This window comes from Paenibacillus medicaginis (assembly GCF_042138635.1).
Lineage (GTDB): Bacteria > Bacillota > Bacilli > Paenibacillales > Paenibacillaceae > Paenibacillus > Paenibacillus medicaginis.
The window spans coordinates 131,504-157,689 of sequence record NZ_JBHIRY010000007.1; the positions used below are offsets into that span (position 1 = coordinate 131,504).

24 protein-coding genes and 1 riboswitch are annotated in these 26,186 nt (G+C 51.2%); of the genes, 22 read left to right on the top strand and 2 right to left on the bottom strand.

The window, feature by feature from the left end; genetic code table 11:
* The first annotated feature begins 10 nt into the window (after window positions 1–10).
* The 3 genes from ACE5LO_RS09895 (at window position 11) to ACE5LO_RS09905 (ending at window position 3,748) form a co-directional block, all read left to right on the top strand.
* A complete protein-coding gene (locus ACE5LO_RS09895) occupies window positions 11–1,546 on the top strand; it encodes a DHA2 family efflux MFS transporter permease subunit (protein ID WP_375519853.1) in 1,536 nt (511 codons plus the stop codon).
* Between the two features lie 28 nt (window positions 1,547–1,574).
* A complete protein-coding gene (locus ACE5LO_RS09900) occupies window positions 1,575–3,080 on the top strand; it encodes an efflux RND transporter periplasmic adaptor subunit (RefSeq protein ID WP_375519854.1) in 1,506 nt (501 codons plus the stop codon).
* 140 nt (window positions 3,081–3,220) lie between these two features.
* Window positions 3,221–3,748 carry a PadR family transcriptional regulator gene (locus ACE5LO_RS09905; RefSeq protein WP_375519855.1) on the top strand — a complete coding sequence of 176 codons (528 nt, stop codon included), beginning with the start codon at window positions 3,221–3,223 and terminating at the stop codon, window positions 3,746–3,748.
* A gap of 12 nt (window positions 3,749–3,760) precedes the next feature.
* Here ACE5LO_RS09905 and ACE5LO_RS09910 read toward each other — a convergent pair whose 3' ends face one another.
* On the bottom strand, window positions 3,761–4,468 hold the full coding sequence (locus ACE5LO_RS09910) for an APC family permease (RefSeq protein WP_375519856.1): 708 nt from the start codon (window positions 4,466–4,468) through the stop codon (window positions 3,761–3,763).
* Window positions 4,469–4,676: 208 nt separating this feature from the next.
* Between ACE5LO_RS09910 and ACE5LO_RS09915 the strand changes: the two genes are divergently transcribed.
* From ACE5LO_RS09915 to ACE5LO_RS09945, 7 genes are all read left to right on the top strand, one after another.
* Window positions 4,677–6,053: a putrescine aminotransferase gene (locus ACE5LO_RS09915; RefSeq protein ID WP_375519857.1), complete on the top strand. Its 1,377-nt coding sequence runs from the start codon at window positions 4,677–4,679 to the stop codon at window positions 6,051–6,053.
* A 15-nt stretch (window positions 6,054–6,068) separates the two neighbouring features.
* Window positions 6,069–7,172, top strand: a complete 1,104-nt coding sequence (aguA, locus tag ACE5LO_RS09920; RefSeq protein WP_375519858.1) for an agmatine deiminase — start codon at window positions 6,069–6,071, stop codon at window positions 7,170–7,172.
* 107 nt (window positions 7,173–7,279) lie between these two features.
* Window positions 7,280–8,752 carry an aldehyde dehydrogenase family protein gene (locus ACE5LO_RS09925; RefSeq protein ID WP_375519859.1) on the top strand — a complete coding sequence of 491 codons (1,473 nt, stop codon included), beginning with the start codon at window positions 7,280–7,282 and terminating at the stop codon, window positions 8,750–8,752.
* Between the two features lie 14 nt (window positions 8,753–8,766).
* Window positions 8,767–10,110, top strand: coding sequence for a 4-aminobutyrate--2-oxoglutarate transaminase (gene gabT / locus ACE5LO_RS09930; protein ID WP_375519860.1), 1,344 nt, complete (start codon window positions 8,767–8,769; stop codon window positions 10,108–10,110).
* A 76-nt stretch (window positions 10,111–10,186) separates the two neighbouring features.
* Window positions 10,187–10,389, top strand: a riboswitch (cobalamin riboswitch).
* Between the two features lie 223 nt (window positions 10,390–10,612).
* A complete protein-coding gene (locus tag ACE5LO_RS09935) occupies window positions 10,613–11,695 on the top strand; it encodes a FecCD family ABC transporter permease (RefSeq protein WP_375519861.1) in 1,083 nt (360 codons plus the stop codon).
* The gene (locus ACE5LO_RS09940) at window positions 11,692–12,513 is read left to right on the top strand and encodes an ABC transporter ATP-binding protein (protein WP_375519862.1); all 822 of its coding nucleotides are present in this window, start codon (window positions 11,692–11,694) and stop codon (window positions 12,511–12,513) included. Before ACE5LO_RS09935 ends, ACE5LO_RS09940 begins: the two co-directional genes overlap by 4 nt.
* Entirely contained in the window at window positions 12,506–13,525 is a 1,020-nt protein-coding gene (locus ACE5LO_RS09945; RefSeq protein WP_375519863.1) for an ABC transporter substrate-binding protein, read from the top strand. Before ACE5LO_RS09940 ends, ACE5LO_RS09945 begins: the two co-directional genes overlap by 8 nt.
* A gap of 114 nt (window positions 13,526–13,639) precedes the next feature.
* On the opposite strand, the gene ACE5LO_RS09950 is transcribed toward ACE5LO_RS09945, so the two are convergent.
* Window positions 13,640–14,518, bottom strand: coding sequence for a LysR family transcriptional regulator (locus ACE5LO_RS09950; protein ID WP_375519864.1), 879 nt, complete (start codon window positions 14,516–14,518; stop codon window positions 13,640–13,642).
* Between the two features lie 143 nt (window positions 14,519–14,661).
* Here ACE5LO_RS09950 and ACE5LO_RS09955 point away from each other — a divergent pair, with 143 nt between their 5' ends.
* The 12 genes from ACE5LO_RS09955 (at window position 14,662) to ACE5LO_RS10010 (ending at window position 26,184) form a co-directional block, all read left to right on the top strand.
* Window positions 14,662–16,248: an ABC transporter substrate-binding protein gene (locus ACE5LO_RS09955; protein ID WP_375519865.1), complete on the top strand. Its 1,587-nt coding sequence runs from the start codon at window positions 14,662–14,664 to the stop codon at window positions 16,246–16,248.
* Window positions 16,249–16,266: 18 nt separating this feature from the next.
* Entirely contained in the window at window positions 16,267–17,217 is a 951-nt protein-coding gene (locus ACE5LO_RS09960) for an ABC transporter permease (RefSeq protein WP_375353250.1), read from the top strand.
* A 14-nt stretch (window positions 17,218–17,231) separates the two neighbouring features.
* Complete coding sequence (locus ACE5LO_RS09965) at window positions 17,232–18,182, top strand: ABC transporter permease (protein ID WP_375519866.1); 951 nt, start codon at window positions 17,232–17,234, stop codon at window positions 18,180–18,182.
* Complete coding sequence (locus ACE5LO_RS09970) at window positions 18,154–19,164, top strand: ABC transporter ATP-binding protein (protein WP_375519867.1); 1,011 nt, start codon at window positions 18,154–18,156, stop codon at window positions 19,162–19,164. The genes ACE5LO_RS09965 and ACE5LO_RS09970 overlap by 29 nt, the downstream gene beginning before the upstream one ends.
* Entirely contained in the window at window positions 19,161–20,189 is a 1,029-nt protein-coding gene (locus ACE5LO_RS09975) for an ABC transporter ATP-binding protein (protein WP_375519868.1), read from the top strand. Before ACE5LO_RS09970 ends, ACE5LO_RS09975 begins: the two co-directional genes overlap by 4 nt.
* Window positions 20,190–20,205: 16 nt before the next feature.
* Entirely contained in the window at window positions 20,206–21,351 is a 1,146-nt protein-coding gene (locus ACE5LO_RS09980) for a M20 family metallopeptidase (protein ID WP_375519869.1), read from the top strand.
* A gap of 12 nt (window positions 21,352–21,363) precedes the next feature.
* A complete protein-coding gene (locus tag ACE5LO_RS09985; protein ID WP_375519870.1) occupies window positions 21,364–22,323 on the top strand; it encodes an ATP-grasp domain-containing protein in 960 nt (319 codons plus the stop codon).
* 123 nt (window positions 22,324–22,446) lie between these two features.
* Entirely contained in the window at window positions 22,447–22,992 is a 546-nt protein-coding gene (locus ACE5LO_RS09990; RefSeq protein WP_375519871.1) for a GNAT family N-acetyltransferase, read from the top strand.
* A 52-nt stretch (window positions 22,993–23,044) separates the two neighbouring features.
* Entirely contained in the window at window positions 23,045–23,899 is an 855-nt protein-coding gene (locus tag ACE5LO_RS09995) for a transporter substrate-binding domain-containing protein (protein ID WP_375519872.1), read from the top strand.
* Between the two features lie 40 nt (window positions 23,900–23,939).
* A complete protein-coding gene (locus tag ACE5LO_RS10000; RefSeq protein WP_375519873.1) occupies window positions 23,940–24,728 on the top strand; it encodes an amino acid ABC transporter permease in 789 nt (262 codons plus the stop codon).
* Window positions 24,725–25,435 (top strand): amino acid ABC transporter permease, encoded by a 711-nt coding sequence (locus ACE5LO_RS10005; protein ID WP_375519874.1) that lies wholly within the window; start codon window positions 24,725–24,727, stop codon window positions 25,433–25,435. Before ACE5LO_RS10000 ends, ACE5LO_RS10005 begins: the two co-directional genes overlap by 4 nt.
* Window positions 25,432–26,184, top strand: a complete 753-nt coding sequence (locus ACE5LO_RS10010) for an amino acid ABC transporter ATP-binding protein (protein ID WP_375519875.1) — start codon at window positions 25,432–25,434, stop codon at window positions 26,182–26,184. The genes ACE5LO_RS10005 and ACE5LO_RS10010 overlap by 4 nt, the downstream gene beginning before the upstream one ends.
* The last annotated feature ends 2 nt before the right edge of the window (window positions 26,185–26,186 follow it).

Sequence of the window (26,186 nt, forward strand, 5' to 3'; positions counted from 1 at the left end):
GGGGATTGGCATGGATTCGAATACAATAACCGCTGCTCCTCCTGACGATTCATCGAGAGAACGCTGGCTGGCTTTCTTTGCCATTGTGCTGGGTGCCTTTGTTGCCGTCTTGAATAACAGCTTGATTAACGTGGCGATTCCGCAATTGACTACAGATTTAGGGTCTACGACCACACGCATTCAGTGGGTTATTACCGGTTATACCCTTGCTTCAGGCATTATCGTTCCCATTACAGGCTTCATGGAGCAGCGATTTGGCTATAAAAAGTTTTTGATCGGCGCACTTTCCGTTTTCACTTTAGGCACAGCTTTGTGCATATTTGCCTGGAATGACATGGCCTTGATTGTGGCCCGTATTATTGCCGGCCTTGGCGGCGGCGTTATTATTCCGCTCAGTATGACCATTGTGTATAAAATCATTCCGCGTGAGCAGGTGGGGATGGCAATCGGGATCTGGGGCATTTCCTCTATGGCCGCGCCTGCCATTGGTCCGACGTTAAGCGGTTATTTAATTGAATGGTTTAACTGGAGATTTCTGTTTATCGCTTGTGTTCCGGTGGCATTATTCGCCATTCTGATGGTGGTACTACTGATCAAGGAACCGCCAAAAGGTGCTCCCATCAAGTTTGACGTGACAGGGTTTATATTAGCTGCTACCTGTGCAGGCACGTTGCTGTACGCGCTTTCGAGCGGCTCATCGGACGGATGGGGGTCTTTTAAAATTGTTTCTTTATTCTTTATCGCTTTCTGGTCATTGATCTTTCTCATCGTTGTTGAGAGCGGCAAAGATAATGCTGTTATCGATATTTCATTGTTCAAAAATTATAAATTTACCGTGAGTGTGATTGCCTCCAGCTTTGTCATGATGGGCATGTATGGAGGGACTTTTCTGGCGCCGTTATTTTTGCAAAATATTCAGTCTATATCCCCTGTAGATACAGGGATCATTTTACTCCCGCAGGCTGTGGCCATGGCCCTTATGATGCCGATCGCCGGCAAGCTGCTGGATAAGGTGGGAATTGTGCCGATCGGTCTCGTGGGACTGACATTAACCAGTGTAATGACCTATCATCTGCATTTATTGACACCTCAGACCTCACGTACCTGGTTCGAAATTGTAACCGTACTGCGTGGAATGGGGATCGGGTTATGTCTGATGCCTCTGTCTACGATCGGAATGAATGCCGTAGAAAGCCATAAGGTCGGAAATGCTTCAGGCGCTTCCAACCTGGTCAGAACGATCGCCGGTTCGATGGCGATTGCGATTCTTACATTTCTCATGCAGAGCCGTACGGCGCTGCACACCCAGCATATTGCGGAATCGATCACACCGGATGGCGCACAAGTCTTGCAATCGACACTTGGCAGCTCATGGGCTTCAACAGTATCAGGCTTAATTTCTCTGGATGCTTATTCCCGGGGGATTGCGGACACCTTCCTGTTATCATCCATACCGCTATTTTGTTCGATACCGATGATTTTCCTGTTTATTACCGGACGAAAACGAAAAGCAGCAAAGGACGAAGCAGCGGAAATTCAAGCATAAGCACGGAAAGAAAGGGGACGGAGCATAGATGAAAGAGTGGAAAGCGACTGCTGCTGTATTGCTGCTAGGAACCGGCATTTTATCCGGTTGCTCGCAAGGCAGCCAGGCTGCTCAGGATATAAGCATCAATGTAAAGGTCAGCGAGGCGCAACAAGGAGTCATTGGAGGAGAGGAGATCTACACGGGAAAGACCACCTCATCTGAAACGGTGAATATTACTCCTAAAATTGCCGGCAAGGTGGCTGCCATAACAGTCGATGTCGGGAGCGAGGTAAAAAAAGGGCAGGTGCTGTTCAAGCTTGAAGATGATGATCTGAGCAATAAATTAAAAATTGCCAAGTCCGATGTAGCGGCTGCACAGGCAGCCATTGCATCCGCGGAAGATTCGCATAAATCCGGCGTGGTGTCTGCGAACTCCGGCATTGTCAGCTCGCGGAACGGTGTCATCTCCTCCAAAAGCGCCATTACACAGGCAGAGCAGGGAATCAATCAGGCTGAGGCGGCTATCGATCAGGCCCAAACCGGATTGAGGCAGGCACGGACAGCTGTCTCTACTGCCGGCAATACGGTAAAGCAGACACAGGAGGCGCTGCAGAATGCGAAAAAGAACTTGAGCCGCACGCAATCACTTTACGCCAGCTCACTGGCGACACAAGTGCAATTGGAAGAAGCACAAGCTGCTCAAGTTAGCGCACAGACAGCCTACGATAATGCGCTGAATGCGAAAGCCAATGCGGAAAATCAGCTGACCGCTGCAGAAAAATCATTAAGCACTGCCCAAAAAGCGTTGTCCACGGCCAAGTCCGCCTACGAAAATGCTAAAAACAGCTATGAAAACGCCAATAGTGGTTACCAAAATGCCCAGCAGCAATTGGAAGTAGCAGAGAGCACGGCAGGGGTGGAAGCGAGCCGGCAAAAGCTGGAGCAAGCACAGCTTAACGTTGAAATCGCACAAAATTCACTGGATAATGCGGTCATCACTTCGCCTATAACAGGCATTGTTAAAAGCAAAAATATTGAAGCTGGTGAATTAGCTTCCACTTCATCTCCGGCGCTTGTGATCCATAATTTGGACAGTGTTAACCTGGAGATCTACGTGCCTGCCGATCGGATTAATGATATCAAGGCTGGCGATGCTGTGCAGGTTCGCGTAGCTGCTTCAGGCATATTGACGACAGGCAAGGTCAAAAGCATAGGCTCCGATGATGCGAATGGCAACGGTTTTCCAGTGAACATAACTGTCGCCAATACGAGCGGCAAGCTGAAATCCGGGATGCTGGCAGATGTAAGCTTTGTGGATGCAAATGCAAAGGAAGGAATCATTATTCCAACGAAGGCGATTGAAAAAGACGACGACCAGTCCTACGTGTACGTGGCTGTTGATGGTCATGCTGTACGTAAGGAGATTACCGTAGGAGAAGAATCCGGCACACAAACATTGGTTGCCAATGGCCTTGAAAATGGTGACCGGGTGATCGTCAACAACCAGGCGCTTCTTGCTGACAATGCAGCGATCACCGTTTCACAGCCTTAAGTGTGAAGTGTAAAAGGGGGACCAGCCGCCATGATATGGGCACAAGCTGGCGCCCTCTTTTTCATATCAGGCGTACGATTCGGCATCTTATGACTTTATAGTGTAAAATAATAATATATAGCCAAAGGGGGTAGACAACCTTGTCTCTTCAAATCTTCATCCTGGGCATGCTGCACAAAGGCGACTATCATCCCTATGATGTCAAGAAAAGGATTGTACAGGGCACGAATAATACAGTCAATGTTACGGATGGCAATCTGTATTATAATTTTGAGGCCTTGCTGAAAAAGGAGCTTATTCAAAAATCTCAAATCATCCACGCGGAGAACCGACCTGATAAAATAACCTACAGTATCACGGCAAAGGGCCGGGAAGTTTTTAAAGAAGAGATTTATAAAAGCTTTAAAAACGCCAAGTCCATCAGATCCTTGTTTGCAGCATTACCATTTATTGAATATGTTGATCCTAAAAAACTGGTTTTTTATGTGGAAGAAATCATAGAGCGCTTTGAAAAGAAATTAAAGGAATTGGAAGAACGAGTGCTGGCAGCCGAGTTCGAGTCCGTTGATCCCAACTTTAAATTGCTGATGAGTGAAGTAATCACGGAAAGCTTGCAGTTGGAAATCCGGATGTTTAAAAAGCTCCTGATTCTTTTACAAAATCAGTAGTCTATTGCCGTCTTATACCGTTTCATCGAGCTGGACAGGCATTGTCAGATTGCCGGTTTCTTCCGAAAACCCGGCAACCGCATCAAAGCCAAGATAGGAAAAGCAAAGCAGTGTTGCACCGGAAATCAGGGTAGCCGTGCTGATATCGGCGGAGAAGAAAGCTTCCGGAAACCAGATCCGTCCCGAGCCTTTGCCCTGGGTCAATCCCCATACGGCTACGCCGATAAAGATGAGCACCACGAACAGCTGTAGCAGCACGAAATAACCGTTCAGACGGGCAGTTCCTTTAACAGTAAGTAAATTGATGGCCGTAACGATGGCGACGAACAGTACGACGAAGATCCAGGCAGGGGCTTGCGGAAACAGGGATGTGAGGTAAATTTGCGCGATCAGGGCATTCACCATGGGCAAAAACATATAATCCATAAGGGCGAGCCAGCCGATCATAAATCCCAAGTGCGGGTTGAACGATTTTTGCGTGTAAGTATATGCCGAGCCGGCATTGGGAAAAGCTTTGATCATAAAACAGTAGCTGCCGGCCGTGAAGAGCAGCGCGACAAGAGCTGCAACATAAGAAGCCGGAACATGCCCAGCCGTCTCCTCCGAGGCGATCCCAAACGTGTCGAACACCACCATGGGAGTCATAAATCCAAGTCCGAGAAGAATGAGCTGCCAGGAGTTCAGCGAGCGTTTCAGTGTCATTTGATTTTCCTCTTTCATACCATTCCACCTTCCATTTGTGAACAGCATTAGATCAAGGTTCTCCGTAATTTCATGTCAAGAAACATTTCGTTATTGGCGCTAAAATCACTCCCTTACCCGTTTTGAGTTTATGAGTCATAGTATATACTGCAGTTTTTTTCTTTTTCAAGATGATTTTTTTGTTTTTATGTTATATAAAATGACATTTATGAAGGGGGTGTCATCCATGGCAATCGATCCATCAAAAATGAGCGGTCAGCCAGGTTATGAGGAAGAGACCAAAGCCTATATCAAACAGGTGCTTGACCTGGTTGCGAAAAAGGAAATCACGAAGGAAGAAGCGGCCTGGATTACAAAAGAAACGGTCGAGGGCTTTCGTGAGAACGTTAACCCGGGATTCCTTGAGTACCGGAAGACGGTAACGCAGGGGGGACAGTTCGCCGCGGTGGAATGGTCTGATGAAGGCTCGTGCTTTAAGGATGTCAATGGCAAGGAGTACATTGATTGTCTGGGGGGCTTTGGCATCTACAATGTCGGGCACCGGCATCCGAAGGTCATCAAGGCGGTCGAGGATCAGCTCCGGCGGCAGGCCTTGCACAGCCAGGATTTGCTGGACCCTTTGCGCGCGATGCTGGCCAAAATTTTGGAACGCATAACCCCTGGCGATCTTAAATATTCTTTCTTTACAAACAGCGGCACGGAAAGTGTGGAGGCGGCCTTAAAGCTTGTCAAAATGTACAGCGAGCGGACAACGATCATCTCCACAACGAGGGCATTCCACGGCAAAAGCCTGGGCTCGCTGTCAGGCACGGCCAAAGGCATGTTTCGCAAACCGTTTCTGCCGCTGATTTCCGGCTTCCGCCATATCCCGTTCGGCGATATCGACATGATGCGCAAAACGTTCGAGACCTGCGAGCTGGTCGGGGAGGATGTCGCCGCCGTACTGCTTGAGCCGATACAGGGCGAGGGCGGAATCATCCTGCCGCCGCCGGATTATTTGCGCCAGGTGCGCGAGCTGTGCGATCAATACGGTGCGCTGCTTATATTTGACGAGGTGCAAACCGGCATGGGACGCACGGGTCAAATGTTCGCCTGCGAGCTGTACGGGGTTGTGCCGGATATTCTTTGTCTTGCCAAAGCTTTTGGCGGCGGTGTCATCCCGGCAGGTGCGGTTGTTGCTACTGAAAAAGTGTTCCAAAGCCTGTTCCCCAATCCGTTCATGCACACAACGACCTTCGGCGGCAATCCGCTGGCCTGCGCCGCAGCGATTGCGACCATTGATGTGCTGCTTGAAGAAGAGCTGCCTGCACGGGCAGGCGAGTCGGGCCGTTACTTCCTGGATGGTCTCCACCAGGCGGCTGCGGGACATGAAGACAAGGTCATGGAAATACGCGGCATCGGTCTGATGATCGGCATTGAATTTCATCGAGACGAGGTAGGTTACGAAATCTCCAAAGGCATGTTTGACGAGGGCATTCTCGTGGCTGGCACGCTCATTAATTCCAAAACGATCCGGATCGAGCCGCCGCTTACCATCAGCAAGGAGGAAATGGACCGGGTCATCGCAACCTTCCGCAAAGTGCTGGAGAAAACAAAAGCTTAAGCAAGAGGTGTTGGTATGCCAAGAACGATCAACAGCACACCGAGACGGGACGGGTTCCGCATGCCTGCCGAATATGAACCGCATCGCGGCACATGGATGCTGTGGCCCACGCGTACGGATACGTGGAGAATGGGTGCCAAGCCGGCCCAGGACGCCTTCGTGGAGGTGGCGCTTGCCATCTCCCGGTTTGAACCGGTGACGATTGGAGTGGGATCGGCACAGTATGAGCATGTCCGTGCCGTTTTCCCGTCCCCGATCCGGGTTGTGGAGCTGTCCTCCAACGATGCCTGGATGCGGGATATCGGCCCGACCTTTGTCAAGAACGACCAAGGTGAAGTCCGGGGGATTGACTGGGGCTTTAATGCGTGGGGCGGACTGCAGGGCGGACTGTATTTTCCATGGGATAAAGACCTGCTGGTCAAGCAGAAGGTGCTGGAGATGGAATACAAGGACCGCTATGATGCCCAGCATTTCATTCTCGAAGGAGGCTCCATTCATGTGGATGGGGAAGGCACGCTGCTGACGACGGAGCAGTGCCTGCTGAATCCGAACCGGAATCCGGGCTTATCCAAAAATGACATCGAGGAGTTGCTGAAGGAATACCTGAATGTTGATACGATGATCTGGATCAAGGAAGGCATGCGCTTTGACGAAACAGACGGCCATATTGATGAAGTGGCCGCCTTTGTCCGGCCCGGCGTTGTGGCGATGAGCTGGACGGATGACCCGGATGATCCGCAGTATGATGCTTTGCAGGCGGCATACCAAACACTGAGCGCAGCCGTCGATGCACGCGGCAGGAAGCTGGAAATCCACCGGATTCCGATTCCGTCACCGCTGACGATTACGGAGGAGGAGGCGCGACGGATCGACAGAGCGCGGCGCAGCTACAGCCGGGCGACGGGAACGTGCTTTGCTGTTACTTATGTCAATTTTTATATTTGTAATGGAGGCGTGATCATCCCGGCTTTTGGCGACCCGCGCGATCAGGATGCCCTTAAACAAATTAGCGCATTGTTCCCGGACAGAAAGGTGGTCCAGGTGAACACGCACGAAATTGCGCTTGGCGGCGGCAACATTCACTGCATTACGCAGCAGCAGCCCGCTGGCGGACATTAACATGATCTGCAGCAACCCGCTGCTAATCGTTGATAATACCTTATTTGCAGTCCGTTAATTCGTTATTTGGAGGCTTGACCGTTTCACATTTCTTGGGGGCAGGAGGAATGTTCATGTTACGGATGTATATCGGCGGACAGTGGGTGGAAGCCGTATCAGGGGAAACGAGGAAAATTGTCAATCCGGCGAATGGGGAAACCATCGCGCAGGCGGCAGAAGGCGGTATCGCGGATGCGCGGAGGGCGATTGCCGAAGCGCGCAGCGCGTTTGACGAAGGCGGCTGGCCTGAGACGCCGGCAGTGGAGCGGGCGCGGCTGCTGTTCAGGCTGGCGGATTTGCTGGAGGCGGAGAAGGAGGAGTTCGCACGGCTGGAGACGCTGGACAGCGGGAAACCGCTGCGGGAAGCGGAGGGGGATGTGCACGACACCATCGCCTGCTTCCGCTATTACGCCGGACTGGCAACGAAACCGCACGGGCAAACCTATGAAGTGGCCGACCCGATGCAGGCCATCGTCGTGCGCGAGCCGATCGGCGTGTGCGGCCAGATTGTGCCGTGGAATTATCCGTTGCTGATGGCCGCCTGGAAGCTGGCCCCTGCGCTCGCGGCAGGCAATACGGTTGTGTTCAAGCCGTCGGAGCTTACGCCGGTAACTGCCGTCAAGCTGTTCGAGCTCATTGAGCGCACCGGTTTTCCGGCCGGAGTGGCCAATCTTGTGCTCGGAGCAGGCTCTACGGTCGGCCATGAGCTGGCGGTAAGCGGGGATGTGGACAAAATCGCCTTTACCGGCGGTACGGCCACGGGGCGCAGCATTATGCAGGCTGCTGCCGGCAATATGAAGAAAATATCGCTGGAGCTTGGCGGCAAATCACCGAATATCGTATTTGCTGATGCCGATTTCGAAACAGCGGTGGAGTATGCCATGTTCGCCATCTTCGCTGGCCAGGGGCAAATTTGCGCGGCCGGTTCGCGCCTGCTGCTGGAAGAAAGCATTTACGAGCGCTTCTTGGCCCGGCTTGTGGAGCGGACGAAGCGCATCGTCGTTGGCAGCGGCCTCGACGAAGGCACAGAGATGGGACCGCTCGTATCGGAGGCGCATTTGCAAAAAGTGCTCAGCTATATTGAACTGGGCAAAGAAGAAGGCGCAACGCTGGTATGCGGTGGGGAAAGGCTGACGGATGGCGAGTATGCCAGGGGCTACTTTCTGCAGCCGACCATTTTTACGGATACGAATCCGGATATGCGCATTGTACGCGAGGAGATTTTCGGCCCGGTGCTCGTCGTGCAGACGTTCAAGGATGAAGCGGAAGCGGTCCGCCTGGCGAACGACACAGTATATGGACTCGCCGGCGCGGTGTTCACGAATAACGGAGCAAGGGCGCAGCGGGTCGTTCGGAAGCTGCGGGCAGGCATCACGTGGATTAATACGTTTCATCCTACCTACAATGAAGCCCCCTGGGGCGGATACAAGCAGAGCGGCATCGGCAGAGAGCTGGGAACCTTCGGCTATGAGGCCTATACGGAGGTTAAGCAAATCAACACCAATCTGCAGGTTGAGCCCTTAGGCTGGTACCGCAATTAAGGAGAGCGATGAGGTTGGGGAAAGAGCGCAAGTATGCCAGGATTGAGGGTCCGCTTCCCGGGCCGAAGACGGCTGAGCTACTCCGCAGAAGAGAAGCGGCCGTAGCGGGCGGTGTCGGCAATAACTTTCCGCTGTTTGTGGAGAAGGCCAGCGGTGCACTGCTGACGGATGTGGACGGCAACGTGTTTCTCGATTTCGCCGGTGCGATTGGCACGATGAATGCCGGCCATTGCCCGCCGGCGGTCGTGCAGGCCGTGCAGCGGCAGGCGGAGCGGTTTCTGCATACATGCTTTCATGTCGGCATGTATGAGCCATATGTTGAGCTGGCCGAGAAGCTGGCGACGCTTGCGCCGGGCTCCTTTGCCAAAAAAGCGGTGCTGCTGAACAGCGGGGCCGAAGCGGTGGAAAACGCCGTGAAAATCGCCCGCAAATATACGGGAAAGCCCGGGATCGTCTCCTTTACACGCGGCTTTCATGGCCGTACGCTGCTGGGCATGAGCTTGACCAGCAAGGTGCGGCCGTATAAATTTCAGATGGGCCCGTTCGCTCCGGCTACGTACAAAGCCCCTTATCCTTACCCGTACTATCGTCCGGAGACCATGAGCGAGGAGGATTATGCGCGTTTCTGTCTCGACCAGTTTGCGGACTTTCTGCTGACTGAGGCTGCGCCTGAGGAACTGGCGGCGGTCATTATGGAACCGGTTCAGGGAGAAGGGGGCTTTATTGTACCGCCGAAGCTTTTTGTCCAGGGCGTGTATGAACTGTGCAGGCAGCATGGCATTCTCTTCATTGCGGATGAAATCCAGACCGGTTTTGGCCGCACGGGTGCGATGTTTGCCAGCACGCATTTTGGCATCGAGCCTGATCTGATCACTTTGTCCAAATCGCTCGCTGCGGGCTTGCCAATCAGCGCAGTTGTCGGAAGGGCGGATATCATGGATGCGCCCAATCCTGGTGAAATCGGGGGGACTTACGGTGGCAGCCCGTTGGGATGCGTGGCTGCTCTTGCCGTTATTGACCAGATGGAACGGGAAAACCTTTGCGAACGGGCCGGGCAGATCGGACTGCGGATCAGGGAACATTTTGACAAGCTGCAGAAACAGTACCCCATCCTCGGTGATGTCCGTGGCCTCGGAGCGATGTGCGCCGTTGAATTTACGGATCCATCCAGTGGCAAGCCTGCCGCAGCGTTTGCGGCCAACCTGGTCCGCTCGTTTTATAACAAAGGTGTTATTTTGCTGACCGCCGGCGTTCACGGCAATGTGATCCGCTTCCTGACCCCGCTGGTCATTACCGACGAGCAGCTGGAGGAAGGCCTTGACATTATAAGTGAATCGCTTGCGGAAAGGTATGCTTGACCCTTTTGGCGTTGTTTAAAGAAATGGACATCCACATCTGTTCATGCTAACATTGTATTGTTTTTATCTCATATTTTAATATTTTAAAAGAGCAGGTGACGAGGTGTGTGAAAACGCAGCCCCGTCTTAAAAGGGAAGCCGGTGCAAATCCGGCACGGTCCCGCCACTGTATGCGAGGAGCCTGTCTGCAAGTTCATGGTCACTGTCGTTATTCGATGGGAAGACCGCAGACGGCGACGATCCGCAAGTCAGGAGACCTGCCTGCTTCTTGGATTGTCACGAACCTACGCGGATAGGGGGTGGCCGGCACGGTTCACGATGATGTCGTCGGGCTTTTCTTACTGCTGCTTTCATTTCCTGGCAAGGTGATGAAACTGGCAGGCTGGAAACGGCCCTGCGCGTTTCACTGATCCAGTACAGGCACTCTCATAAACTTGAGGGTGCTTTTTTGCTGTGCATTCTTATAATCTCCTTTTTAGCACAAAGGAAGGAAAGGAGTTCAATGAACGAACAACAAAATGGAGGACTCAGGGCTGAACCGGCATGGTTTGTGGTTCATTTGTTCGTATGGACGGTTGTTCTTACCGCTTCCATTACCATCGCTGTCATGCTTGGCCCCGTACAGATTCATCCTGTACAGGTGTGGAACATCGCCTTTTCCCATCTACCTCTCCTGGATAGCTGGATGGATGGATCGTGGACGAAAGCGCAGGAGCATATTGTGTGGAATATCCGGTTCCCCCGAGTTTTGCTGGGAGCTGTCATCGGAGCGGGTCTGGCTGTCACAGGAGCGGCTATTCAAGCACTGACACGAAACTCGCTGGCTGATCCCTACATCCTGGGTGTTTCTTCGGGGGCGTCCACAGCGGCGGTGCTTGTGATTATTTTCGGCGCCTTCCGCTTTCTCGGGACATACACGCTACCCCTTTCCGCATTTATTGGTTCATTACTTGCAATGGTGCTCGTGTTCGTCCTTGCCAAAGTCGGTGGAGAGATTTCAACGACGAGGTTGCTGCTGTCCGGTATTGTCACTTCCATGATGCTGTCAGCTGCCACTAACTTTATCGTCACGTTGGCCCCCCATGCGGATGGCATCCGCTCCGCAATGTATTGGATGATGGGCAGTCTGACCGGTGCGAAATGGGAGCATCTGACCGCTCCTGCCCTTATCATTGCTCTGGGGGCTGCAGTGCTGCTGTCCCTGCATCGTTCGCTGAATTCCCTGCTTATGGGGGAGGAGGCGGCAGTGACCCTGGGTGTCAACATTGCCGCGTTCCGTATTTTACTTGTCGTTATTGCGGCTCTGATGACAGGCACGATTGTCTCTGTAAGCGGTTCTATCGGCTTCGTTGGGTTGATGATTCCACACATCGCCAGGATGATGACCGGTTCCGATCATCGCCGGGTACTGCCGTTAAGCATGCTGCTTGGTGCGATATTTATGATCTGGGCTGATGTGGCCGCACGGCTCGTGCTGGCACCGGAGGAGCTGCCGATTGGCATCGTCACAGCCTTATGCGGGGGGCCGTTCTTCATCTGGCTGCTGCGCAGAAGTACATACTCATTTGGAGGGAACGGTAAATGAATGTGTCGGTTGAAGGAGTCTCCTACAGTGTGCAGGACAAGCGGTTGATTGATTCAATTCTGCTGCATGTGCGGAAGGGCGAGCTTGTCGGGCTGATCGGGCCAAACGGCAGCGGGAAATCCACTCTTCTGAAAAATATTTACCGTGTCCTGCAGCCTGATTCCGGCCGGATTTCGATTGACGGACAGAACCTGCATTCCATATCGCATCGAGAGACAGCCCGGCAGATCGCTGTAGTGAGCCAGGAAGCGCCGGTCGCCTTCGATTTCTTCGTCAAGGACATGGTCATGATGGGACGTAATCCTCATAAAAAGTGGTATCAGCCGGATAGCGGGGAGGATTTGAGGCTGGTGGAGCAGGCGCTGGAACGTGTCGGAATGCTGCAGGACGCGGGCCGCAGCTTCTCAACTCTGTCAGGTGGAGAAAAGCAGCGTGTTCTTATCGCGCGGGCGCTTGCCCAGCAGGCCAAATTTCTCATCCTGGACGAGCCTACCAATCATCTGGATATCAAGCATCAGCTGCAAATCATGGATCTGGTAAAAGGGCTCAACATTACTTCATTGGCGGCGCTGCATGATCTGAACATCGCAGCCTGCTACTGTGACCGCCTGGTTGTCATGAAGGATGGCAAAGTGATTGTAACCGGGCCACCGGAGGAAATCCTCAAGCCCGAGCTGCTGTTTACCATTTTTGAAGTGGCGACTGAGGTGGTCAGGCATCCGATTACAGGCAAACCGTCAATAACATTTCTGCCAGAGATGAGCGGAATGGAAAATATCAGTCCAAAGGATTGGACAAGCGGAGGAAGTCATGATTAAGTTAAAAAGATTATTCAGTCTGTGCATGGCTGGCACAGCATTGATTTGCCTGCTGTCTGCATGCGGCAGCGCTTCTCAGGGAACGGCAGCCATCTCACCAGCCAATGAACCATCAGACCGACAGAGCTCGGAGAAAGCGCCGGTTGTCATCGAAAATATGGGGGAAAAGCTTGTGTTCACTGAGCCTCCGCAGCGTGCCGTTGCGCTGAATCAGCATGCCACTGAGGTCATGCTGGCGCTTGGCCTGGAGGATTCCATGGTGGGGACGGCTTATTTGGATGATCAAATCCTCCCGGAGTACAAAGAACAATATGACAAAATTCCTTTGTTATCGGAACAGTATCCATCCCAGGAAGTATTTTTTGCGGCGAATCCGGATTTCGCCTACGCGGGCTGGAAAAGCGCTTTTACCGAAAAAACGCTTGGTTCCAGGGCTGAACTCGCCGGGCAAGGCGTGCAAACCTATGTTCAGGAATCTTCAAACAAGGCCGGGCCGTCACTGGACGATGTGTATCAGGACATCCTGAATATCGGCCGGATTTTTCAAGTCGAAGCGAGGGCCCAGGCTCTTGTGAATGATATGAAACAGGAGGTCGGGCAAATTCAGGACAGCATCGGTACGGTCAGCGAACCCGTTAAAGTATTTGTCTATGACAGTGGCGATGATACCGCGTTTACGGCCGCCAACACCTACTTGACGAGCTTGATCAACATGGCAGGCGGAAAAAACATTTTTGATGATATCGATAAAAGCTGGGCCACAGTCAGCTGGGAGGAGGTTGTGAACCGCAACCCGGATGTCATTGTCATCGTCGATTATGGGGACACAAGCGTGGAACAGAAGAAAGCTCTGCTGCTGAACAATGCTGCATTAGTGGATGTTACCGCCATCAAGAACAAGCGTTTTGTTGTGATGCCTCTTTCGGCGGCGGCAGAAGGGGTACGCGCACCGATGGCGTTAAGGACGCTTGCCAATGGATTTTATCCTGATAAAGCAGCAGATATGAAATAGTTGTTTGTTTTTCAAAATCAAAAGAAGCCTTTCCTGGAATTGAAGCGATGAGCAGCAGTTCCGGAGGAGGGCTTCTTTTACGTAATTTTAACAAGCGGGGAATTATGTAAATACTTAATCATTCACTGTAAGTAATGTAATCAGGTGGTTCATTGGCGCCGTAATATGTTTGTTTTTGGACAAAAGGATTTGCGAATAAAACGGCAGGATAGCTCCCCGCGTAATAGAAAAGCCGGACAGGGCATGCTGAAGAAGCTGCTGCTCAACGGCAATTCTGGGAATCATCGCGATTCCCATACCATAGATGACACATTGCTTGATCCCCTCAATACTTCCCATTTCAGACACGGTTTCATAAGTCACGCCATGATCGTTCATGGATTGCTCCAGCGCTTCCCGGTATTTGCACCCTTTCTCTGTAAAAATAAATGAGCTGTTGTGCAGCTCATGAATCGATACATCATCCCTGCCGCTCAGAGGATGGTTTTGCGGGCAAATGAATATAAATTCCTCATTGCGAATAGGAAAAGCTCTTAAGTCAGGAGCTGAAACGGGAGTGCTTAATACGATCGCCAAATCAATCTCATTATTTTTTAGTTTACGAATGTTGTCTTCATCAGATGCAGGAAAAAAAGTGACATTCAGCTTTGGATACGTCTTACGGAACAATTGAAAATACGGAGGAAGTAAAAAAGCGGCAAGTGTCTCCGTCGTGCCAATTCGCAGGTCTACGGCAGAATCCGGAATGAGCAGATTCTCTGCCCCCAGATAACCCTCAACAATCTTGTCCGCAAAGTGAAGAAGTCTGAATCCCGGCTCGGTCAGCTTTAATTTGTTGCCGTTTCGCACAAACAGCTTGGTGCCGAAATGGTTCTCAAGCTTCTTAATCTGTACACTGACCGTTGGCTGCGCATAGTTCAACTGCTCTGCTGCTTTCGTGAGGCTCAGGAAGCGTGCAGCTTCACGAAAAGTAATAAAGTATTGAATATCCATGCTTCTCCCCCACCGTGAAGTATTAAACATCGTAATTGTTCGATTACGATCGTTAGAGATAAGTAATACACCTCGTATGCTATATTATAAACTATTCCAAGTGGAAAACTATACTATAATTCGTGAAGAAGTGGAGGAGTCCTGTGAATCTATCATTTAAAAGGCTGCCTATCGTAATGTTATTAAGTTTAGTCCTTGTGCTTGCCGCATGCAGCGGCAAGCCGGAAGCCTCCAGCGTACAAGGGAATGAAGAGGGCAATCCCGTTTCCGGCGGCATATTGGAGGTAGCCTATCCCGCCAATCCTGCCACACTTGATCCTCATCTGACCACCAATCAAGCGACGAGAGACGTCTCCCGCAATATCTATGAACAGCTGCTGACCCTGAATAAAAACTATGAGGTTGTTCCTCAACTGGCCGAATCCTATGAGGTTAGTGAGGATGGGAAAACCTACACCTTTCATCTTCGTCAAGGTGTGCTGTTTCATAACGGCAAGGAGATGAAAGCTGAAGATGTAGTAGCCTCCATGGAGAAATGGCTGGCCACCTCGACCCAGGGGCAAGCCAATCTGAAAGGGGCGGCATTTTCGAAAATCGATGATTATACCGTACAGCTTACGCTGGAGGCACCATCTCTTATAGGTTCCTACATACTTGCTGACACGGCTCCCTTTCCAGGCATTATGCCCAAAGAGGTCATCGACGCCGCCGGTCCCGAAGGCGTAAAAGAGTTTATCGGAACAGGTCCTTACAAGCTGGAGGAATGGAAGACCGATCAGTATGTTCATCTGGCCAAATTTGCGGATTATGCCCCGCAAGAGACAGAGTCGAGCGGACTTGGCGGCAAGAAGAACGCTTATCTGGATGAGATTTACTTCCGTTATGTGACAGACGAGTCAACCCGTGTTGCCGGCATTATGACAGGAGAGTACGATGCGGCGTTTGGTATCCCTTTTGATAATGCCGAACAAATCGAGTCGACAGATGGGGTAAGCAATTACTTCAGTGAAGGGGGCATTGTGACTTATGTCTTTAATAAGAAAGCAGGCCCGTTCGCGGATCAGAAGCTGAGGCAAGCCTTTAACCTGGCTCTGAATTATGATGAAGCTCTTACTGCGGCATACAGCGACAGCCGCTTCTATAAGCTGGATTCTTCACTGGCGCTTCCTTCCCAGACCGATTGGTACAGCAAGGCGGGAGCGGAGCAATACAATGTAAATGATATCGAAAAAGCCAAACAATTGGTTGCGGAATCAAGCTATAGCGGGGAAGAGGTTGTCATCCTGACCACACGCGACTATCCAGAGCAATACAATCTGGCGGTTGTTGCCCAAGAGGTGCTCAAATCCATCGGTGTAAATGCGAAGCTGGACGTGTATGACTGGCCGACGGTTCAAGAACGCCGGACAGATGAAAATAATTTCGATCTGTTTGCCGTAAGCTTTGCCACACGTGCAACGATCCATCAGTATCCATTCCTGGAGTCTGGTGCGGATTATCCTGGGTGGACCAACAGTCCGGAAATTGATGAATTGCTTGCTCAAATTCAAGTAGCCCCTTCCATTGAGGCTGCCAAACCATTGGTGGATGAATTGAACCGGAAAAATTGGGAGTATCTCCCGATCATCAAGCTGGGCAACATTCAGAATCTCATTGCTGTCCGCGACAATGTAAAGGGCTTTGATGATTTAGTCGGGCCGATTCTGTGGAATGTGTGGATCGATGAATAGTGCCGGGGGTTCAGGCTAATGGCCAAATATCTGATTCAGCGGGTTCTGTCGCTGCTTCCTGTGCTGCTGGTTGTTGCAGTTGTCGTTTTTTTGCTGATCCATCTAACCCCTGGTGATCCTGCAAGCGTCATTCTAGGAGATGAGGCAAGTGCGGAAAGTGTAGCTGCGTTGCGTGAGCAGCTGGGATTAAACCTTCCGTTGCATCAGCAGTTTTTTGCCTGGTTCGGCAATGTGCTCAGGGGGGATCTGGGGAATTCCATCTTTATGGATATGAGCGTGGCCGAAGCGTTTTTCAGCAGAGTGCCGCCTACGTTGTCCCTGGCGATTCTCGCCCAGATCATCGCTGTTGCCCTTGCTTTATATATGGGCATTATGGCTGCGAGAAAAAGAGGCACACTGGCAGACCAAGCTGTGATGGGCATATCCCTGCTCGGGATATCCGTGCCCAGCTTTCTGCTCGGTTTATTTCTGATCCTGATCTTTGCCGTCGAGTTTAAATGGCTCCCGGTCGCGGGTTACCGGCCTTTAAGCAACGGTTTGTGGGACCATCTTCGTTACCTGCTGCTGCCGGCGATCGCGCTTGGGGCGATGCAAGCAGCGCTGATCGCACGCATGACCCGGTCGTCACTGATCGAAGTGCTGAGTGAACAATACATCAAAACAGCCCGGGCGAAGGGGCTTAAAGAGAAAAAAGTCGTGTACAAGCACGCCCTGAAGAATGCTTTTATTCCTATATTAACGGTAATTGGTGAAACCTTCGGAACCTTGATTACCGGAGCGGCTGTTATTGAAACCGTCTTTAACATACCGGGAATCGGGCAGCTCATCATCAATTCCATTGAAAGGAGAGACTTTGCGGTCATTCAGGGCAGCATTTTGCTGATCACGATCACCTATGTATTGCTTAATTTATGGATTGATTTGCTTTATGGTCTTCTCGATCCACGTATCAAGCTAAATCGGCATTAGAAAGGGGGATTCATGTGCCGAAAATTACGCGAAACAGCAAAGCGCCAACTTCCGGCAGGTATAGCATCGCTCTGCGGAGATACTGGTCGAACCCCCTGCTGGTTACGGGGACCGTTTGTATCAGCTTGCTGACCCTGGCAGCGCTCTTTGCTCCCTGGATCACATCCTATGATCCGTATTCGATTGAAGCGCTGAACCGGCTTAAGCCGCCAAGCGGCGAGCATTATTTCGGAACCGATAACCTTGGGCGCGATGTATATACACGCATCCTATTCGGTTTAAGGGTATCTTTGCTCGTTGGAGGAGCGGTAACGATCATCTCGGGCCTTATCGGTCTGGCGGTTGGACTGTTAGCGGCTTATTATGCCGTATGCGATCATATTTTGATGAGAATTTGCGACGGTTTATATGCTTTCCCGTCCATTTTGCTGGCTATATCTATCGTTGCCATTATGGGGCCGCGAACGATAAATGTCATTATTGCTCTGTCCATCGTCTATGTTCCGTCGATTGCCCGGATTGTTCGATCGGCAGCGCTCGTTGTCAAAGAGAAAACCTACATCGAAGGATTAAAGGCTCAGGGGGCGGGACCCTTTCGCATTATCGGCCTGCATATTTTGCCGAACGTGCTCTCGCCTTTGGTTATTCAAGCCTCATTTATTTTTGCGGTATCCATCTTAACCGAGGCTTCTTTAAGCTTCCTTGGTGCGGGTATCCCTGCTCCGGCGCCTAGTCTTGGCAATTTGTTGCTTGATGGCAAGAACGTTATTTTTAACGCCTGGTGGATGACCGTTTTCCCTGGTGTTTGCATCATTTTGATGATTCTTGGTCTTAACCTGCTCGGAGACGGACTGCGTGATTTCCTTGACCCCAAAACCAAGAAGAAACGGCATGTCAAAAAGAACAAGAAGACGAGTATAGGCAGGAGAGAACGCAATGAACCAGACCTCACTATTGGAAGTTAGAGATTTAACAACCCTATTCCCCACAGAAACAGGCATCATGAAGGCGGTTGACGGTGTTTCCTTTCATATTGATCCCAAGGAAACATTAGGCATTATCGGGGAGTCCGGCTGCGGAAAAAGTGTCACCGCCGAATCGATCATGCGTCTGCTTGATGAGGAATCGACAGATTACAGAGGGCAGATACTCTACAACGGTACGGATTTATTACAGCTGCCTGAGGAGAAGATGCGGGAAGTGCGGGGGAATGAAATAGCGATGATTTTCCAGGATCCGATGTCATCACTGAATCCCGTGTTTACTATTGGCGATCAAATGATGGAAGCACTTATGCTGCACCAAAACCTGAACAAAGCCCAGGCGAAACCAAGGGCTGTAGAACTGCTGCGCTTAACCGGCATATCTGATCCCGAGGCCCGGTTTCATGCATATCCTCATGAATTATCAGGAGGAATGAGGCAGCGGGTCATGATTGCGATGGCTTTATCCTGTGAACCCAAGCTGCTGATTGCAGATGAGCCGACCACGGCGCTGGATGTCACGATCCAGGCGCAAATTCTGGAATTGATGAATGAGCTGAAAGCCAAGCTTGGCATGGGCATCATACTCATTACGCATGACCTGTCGGTAGTTGCCCAGATGTGCTCACGGGTTATCGTGATGTATCTGGGTGAGGTTATTGAAGAAGCGGATGTTGTAACCCTGTTTGATAATCCTTTGCACCCGTACACGGTTGGTCTGCTGAAATCCGTGCCTCGGTTGGACGGAGAGCGCAAGGGCAGATTATATGAAATCAGAGGTACTGTGCCTTTAATGAAAGAAGTGAGCGGCAGCTGCAGATTTGCGCCCAGATGTTCTTTTGCCACCGACATTTGCCGTTCACAACCGCCTCGTTTGGAAGAAACCGCACACGGACAAAAAATAAGGTGCTGGCATTACGCTGCCATTGCTGAAGAAAGAAGGGGGAGTCCGGGACAACCATGAGCGAACAACCGATTCGTGAACAGCCGATTCGTGAACAGCCTCTGCTGCAGGTTGAACAATTAACGAAATATTTCACTGCCAAATCCGGACCTTTCTGGAGAAAAAATCAGGTGAAGGCGGTGCAGGATGTCTCTTTTTCAATACATGAAGGTGAAACCTACGGTTTAGTCGGAGAATCGGGAAGCGGGAAAAGCACAACCGGCAGGACGCTGCTTCGTTTAACGGAACCTACAAGCGGCAGAGCCTGCTTTCAGAATCAGGACATTTTTACGCTTCGGGGAAGAGAGATCCAAGCGTTAAGAAGAGAGATGCAAATGATCTTCCAGGACCCTCTTTCATCACTGGACCCCAATAAAAGGGTCGGCTACAGCATTGCTGAGCCGCTGGCCATTCATGGTCAGGGCTCCAGACATGAAAGGCATGAGCGCGTACTTGAATTATTAAGCCGCGTAGGATTGGCCGCCAGACATGCGGACAGGTTTCCGCATGAATTTTCCGGGGGGCAAAGACAGAGGATTGGTATTGCCAAAGCGCTTGCGCTGCAGCCCAAACTAATGATCTGCGATGAACCGGTGTCCGCACTTGATGTATCCATCCAGTCGCAGATCCTAAATTTATTAATTGAGCTTCAAGCCGAGTACGGTTTATCCTATTTGTTCGTTTCCCATGACCTCAGTGTAGTCAGGCATATTGCGGACCGGATTGGAGTAATGTATCTCGGGCATTTGGTCGAGCAAGCCCCGACGGATGAATTGTTTGCCCGCCCTTTGCACCCGTACACGCAATTTCTGCTGTCCGCCATCCCGGCACCCCATCCCAAATTAAAGAGAGAGCGGATTCTGTTACAGGGGGATATCCCTTCACCTGCCAACCCGCCGTCAGGCTGCGTGTTTTATACACGCTGTCCGTATGTGATGGATGTGTGCAAGCAGATTAAGCCTGCTGCCATGGAATTATCCCAGGAGCACAGTGTGCAGTGCCATTTATATCATGACGAGCTGAGAGCAGAGACTATTTTAAATTAGAAAGGAATGACAGTTCATGTCAAGTAAAGATTGGAAGCAGAAAGAAGCGGCGATGCTGCTGCTCATTGAGGAAATCGTCAATATTGAAAGCGGAACCTTTGTGAAATCAGGGGTGGATTTAGTAGCGGCCAAGCTAGGCAGCCTTTATAAAGAGATCGGCTTTCAGGTGGATGTGCAGGAACAGAAGGAAAGAGGGAACAACCTTGTGATCACTCATCCGGAGGCGCAGCATCCGGAAATTCTCATTATTGCGCATATGGATACGGTCTTTCCTGCCGGAACCGTTGCGGAGCGGCCTTTTTCAAGAGACGAGAAGTATGCCTACGGACCGGGAGTATTTGATATGAAAGCCAGCCAAATCACAACCTTGTATGCCATCAAATATTTGCAGGAGAAAGGAAGCGACAGTTATAAAAATGTGCGGATTATTCTGAACTCTGACGAGGAAGTGGGCTCAGTTCATTCCCGTTCATTGATTGAGCAATATGCGGAACTAAGCAAGTATGCTCTGATTGTCGAGCCGTGCGATGAGGACGGAACTCTGGTTACGGGAAGAAGAGGGGGCGGAAAATACTATTTGACCGTAACCGGAGTCGCTGCCCATTCCGGAGCCGAGCCTGAAAAAGGACGCAGTGCCATTGCCGAACTGGCACATAAAATCATCAAGCTGCACGCATTGACGGATGCCGAGGCGGGCGTGCATGTCAATGTTGGGGTCATCGGGGGAGGCACCTCAAGCAATACGATCGCACCGCATGCTTTTGCCAATATCGATGTGCGGATGGAAACGAAAGCACAGGCGGAAGAGCTTGACCGCAGCATTCGGGAGATTTGTTCCCGCGTCGATGTTGTAGGCACCTCCTTAGAGCTGCAAGGCGGTATTACCCGGCCGCCGATGATCAAGAACGAGCTGACTGAAGAGTTGCTGAGCATTGTTCAGGAGGAAGCGCTGAAGCTGGGAGAAAAATTGCATGACAAAAAGGTCGGTTCCGGGTCGGACGGCAATATTACCTCCTCTGTGGGCATTGCAACCATCGATGCATTGGGTCCGAAAGGCGGCAAGGCGCACAGCAAGGATGAGTATCTGGTTATTGAATCGCTCGTTCCGCGAACGAAGCTGTTAGCCCATGTGATTGAACGTCTGACAAACCGTGAGCAGTGAAGGAGATAACAAATGACAAAAGCGTATATTATCCACGAAAATGAAAGCTGGATTATCCCGCTTCGGGCGGCGCTTGAGGAATTGGATGTGCCGCACGAATTCTGGCATTTGGACGAAGGTCGGCTGGATTTAAGCCAGCGCCCGCCAAGCGGCGTGTACTACAATCGCATGAGCGCTTCATCCCACTCACGGAATCATCGATACGCCCCCGAATACACCGCGAATGTGCTGGCATGGCTTGAGCATCATGGAAGAACAGTACTTAACACCAGCCGCGCACTGGAGCTTGAAGTCAACAAGGTGAAGCAGTATCTGGAGCTGCAAAAGTTCGGTATTGAGACGCCTGTTACCGTTGCCGCGGTGGGCAAAAAAGCAGTGATGGAAGCCGCGAGAAATTTTCCCTACCGGACCTTTATCACGAAGCATAATCGCGCGGGAAAGGGGCTCGGCGTCTATCTGTTTGACAGTATAGAAAATTTGGAGGTCTACGTAAACAGCGCAGTCTTTGAGGATTCAGTGGATGGAGTAACCTTGATCCAGCAGTACATCAAAAACGAGGATCAGGTGATTACCCGCTGTGAATTTATCGACGGCAAGTTCTACTACGCGGTCAGAGTGGATACCTCGGAAGGATTTCAATTATGTCCTGCGGATGCCTGCCAAATCGGGGAGCAGCTTTGCCCGGTTGGGGAAGGAACCTCGTCACGTCCGAAATTTGAAGTCATCGAAGGTTTCAGCAATCCGCTCATAGCCAAATATGAAGCATTCCTGCAGCAAAACGGAATCAGCTTTGCCGGCATTGAATTTATTACCGATTCAGCAGGCAGGACCTATACGTATGATGTCAATACAAATACAAATTACAATCCGGAAGCCGAAGGTCTGGCCGATGTCTCGGGGATGAGGGAAATTGCAAGAATATTGAAAGGGTATCTGGAGAAAGAGAGACAATTAGCAGAGGATTCATTTTAGCATTTTTCAATCGAGGAATAGAGAAAGTCTATTAGCGCGCTCATGAAACGGATGGTACATTAGTAACACATTAATCCTCATTATACGCATAGGAATTATAAATTTAGAAAGAGGGGTTCATTCATGAGCGAGCAATTTCGTTTGGCAGTAATGAATGATGCAGAACGGCTGCAGGTTTTAATATTTGAGGCTTATGCCACGATCCGCGAGTTGGAGCTGCATTGGCCGGCTGCCAACGCCAATCTGGAGCAGATCCAGGAGAATATTTCGCAAAATGAATGTTATGTGCTGGAGGCAGACGGTACGATCGTTGCAACCATTACCCTTTCAAAGGGTGACGATGTGAAGCATATTACGAATTTGCCTTTCATTAAATGGTTTGCCGTTGACACGACCGAGCAGGGCAAAGGATATGGCGGCAGACTTCTCGATTGGGTGGAGAGCCGTATCATCCGCGATAAGCTCGGCGCGCCTGCCGTAACCCTGGGGACCGCCGAGAAGCATCCTTGGTTGCTTCCCATGTACGAGCGTCGAGGGTATGAAAGCATCTATTCCTTTGATCCCGGCAACGGTGACGGTATTGGCCATTTGCTGCGCAAAATTGTGAACCCTGAATTGTTCGGGCAAGCCCATAGCGGTGAGCGGGAGGAAGCGATAAAGCAGCGTTAAATCAGGTGCGAAGAAGCGTTTATCTAAAGGAAATGACGGAGGGGACAACAGGATGAAGAAAATGCGGCTGCTGTCTGCAGCACTGGCTCTTGCAATCGTGACCGCTGGTTGCGGCTCAACGGCTGACAGCAATAACGGAAGCGTGGAAAATGCGGCAAATACAGCCTCGGGAAGCTCAGGAGGGGGCGCTAAGATAAAAAAGATTATCGTCGGTACAGGAACAGGCTTTCCCCAGGTTTGCTTTATCGATGAAAACGGCAAACTGACCGGCTATGACGTCGAACTGGTAAGAGAAATTGATAAACGCCTTCCTGAGTATGAATTCGAGTTTCAAACGATGGAGTTTTCCAATCTGCTGTTAAGCCTGGAAACGAACAAAATTGATTTTGTGGCTCATGAAATGGAGAAAAACCCGGAGCGTGAGCAGAAGTATCTGTTTAACAAAGTACCTTATGCTCACTGGAAAAACAAAATTGTCGTCGCCAAGGATGACAACTCCATCCGGACGCTGGACGATTTGGTTGGCAAGAAGGTGCTGACAAGCGCAACAAGCGCCGCTGCGCAAATTCTTGAAAATTACAACAAGCAGCATGAGCGGAAAATCGAGCTTGTGTACCAGAACGGCGGTGCAAACGATACGGTCAGCCAGATTACGAGCGGGCGGGTCGTAGCCACCGTAAGTGCGGATTTTACACTTTCTTTGACCGATCCTCAGGGCAAGCTGAAAACCGCAGGCGACAGCCTGTCTGAGGCGGATATTTTGTTCGTATTCCGCAAAAATGATTCCGATGCGCAAAAGCTGGCGGATGAAATCGATGCTGCGCTGGAGGAGATCAAAGCTGACGGTACGCTGGGCAAGCTGAGCACGGAGTGGCTAGGCGATGACTTTACAGCCAATGCATCGTGACTTTTTACAAGGACTTTTAAGGGAAAGGTGAGATCGTAAGATGGAATACGGCTTTGATATCACCTACGTATTTAAGTTTATCCCCAAGCTGCTGGACACGTTGGGCATTACATTGCTCATCGTCGCGGGAGGCATTGTGCTGGGTCTGGCGGCAGGGCTGCTGGTAGCTCTGCCCCGGCTGTACAAGGTGCCTTTTCTCCAGCATTTATCGGTACTCTATGTTTCTTTTTTTCGCGGAACGCCGATATTGATCCTGCTTTTTTTGTTCTACTACGGCCTTCCGGAGGTTCTGAAGCTCATCTCGATAGATATCACAAAGCTGCCTGTGCTGTGGTTTGTCGTGATCACGTTCGGGCTGCATGCGGGGGCTTACATTTCGGAAAATATCCGGGCGGCGGTGCTGGCTGTCAACCGCGGACAGGTAGAGGCGGCTTATGCGGTCGGAATGACGGGTTATCAAGCATTTACCCGCATTGTTCTCCCGCAGGCCTTGGCCATCGCTGTACCCGTATTTTCCAATCTGGTGCTTGCCATGCTGAAGGATACTTCTCTTGCCTTTACGCTTGGCGTCATGGAGCTGACGGGGAAGGCGCAAACGCTTGGATCGTTAACCCAGCATTTCATCGAGACCTACCTTTCGCTCGCTCTAATTTACCTGGTGATCAGCATGGTCCTGGAACGAATTCTGCTTCTCGCGGAACGAAAGCTGCAGCGGCATATGCGCCCGGATGAAGGAAGCGGCAGCCGGTCTGCCGGCCGCAGAGGATTGTCGCTCGGTCGCCTGTCCGCCAAGCCTCGTCCCGGGCAAGAAGGAGGTGTCCGGTTATGAATCTTGATCCGGGATTTATCTGGACAGCGTTCGTTCAGCTGTTATCCGCCATCCCAACTACGCTGTACATCACCGTCGTCTCGGTCTCATGCGGTTTCGTGATCGGTACGGTTACAGCACTGTTCCGCATGCGCCGTATTCCGGTTCTGTCCCAGCTATCGACGGCCTACGTGACTTTTATCCGTGGAACGCCAATGCTGACCCATCTGCTGTTAATCTATTTCGGCTTGCCGGTGATTGTCGATGGACTGTCGGCTCTGCTGGATCTGGGCTGGAACTCAGCGAAAATTCCGATGATCGCTTTTGCATTCATCTCGTTCTCGATCACCTCCGGCGCTTATATGTCCGAGGTTGTCCGCTTTGGGCTGCAGGCTGTCGACCGCGGGCAGTTGGAGGCAGCCTGGTCTGTTGGTATGACCACTGCTCAGGCCTTGCGCCGCATCGTTTTTCCACAGGCGTTTGCGGCCAGCCTGCCGAATTTGTCCAACTCGGTCATCGGTATGCTGCATGGGTCAACACTGGCTTTTACGGTATCGGTCGTCGACTTGAACGCACAAGCTCAGATCGTAGCTTCAACCAACTGGAAATTTTTCGAGGCATACCTCGCCGCAGCCGTCATTTTCTGGGGATTGACCATTCTGATTGAGCGCATTACCGGGATGATTGAACGCAGGATCAATATGTACAGAAAAGGAGGCGTAGCATGATCCGTCTTAGCGGCATTCGAAAATCGTTCGGACGCAGTGAGGTTCTTAAAGGAATCAATCTGTCGGTCGGCAAGGGTGAGGTTGTGGCTATTCTTGGACCAAGCGGCTCCGGGAAAACGACGCTGCTCCGCTGCATCAATTATTTGGAGCGGCCAAGCGACGGGACCATACACATTGGTGATTTTACTCTGGACTGCAAGCATGCCGGGAAGAAGGAGGTTCATGAGCTGCGTCAGCGCTCGGCGATGGTATTTCAGCAATACAATTTATTTGCTCATAAAACCGCCCTTGAGAATGTCATGGAGGGGCTCATTGTGGTGAAGAAGCTGAACAAGGCTGAGGCTCGTAAGCGCGGAATCCAGCTGCTGGAGAAGGTTGGACTCGACGCAAAGCTTGACGCTTATCCGAGCCAGCTTTCGGGAGGGCAGCAGCAGCGGGTCGGCATCGCAAGGGCCTTGGCCATGGAGCCAGAAGTGATTCTGCTCGACGAACCAACTTCAGCCCTTGATCCGGAGCTTGTAGGGGAGGTGCTTGCAGTGATCCGTCGAATCGCCAGGGAAGGCATTACGATGATCATTGTGACACACGAGATGAGCTTCGCGCAGGAGGTCGCCAATCACGTGGTCTTTATGGACGGCGGGGTGATTGTGGAAGAGGGCAGTCCTGCCGAGCTGTTCGGCAGACCGAAGGAAGAGCGGACAAAGCAGTTTTTGAAGCGGTTGATTCCGGAAGCAAGCTATTCCATCTAGGA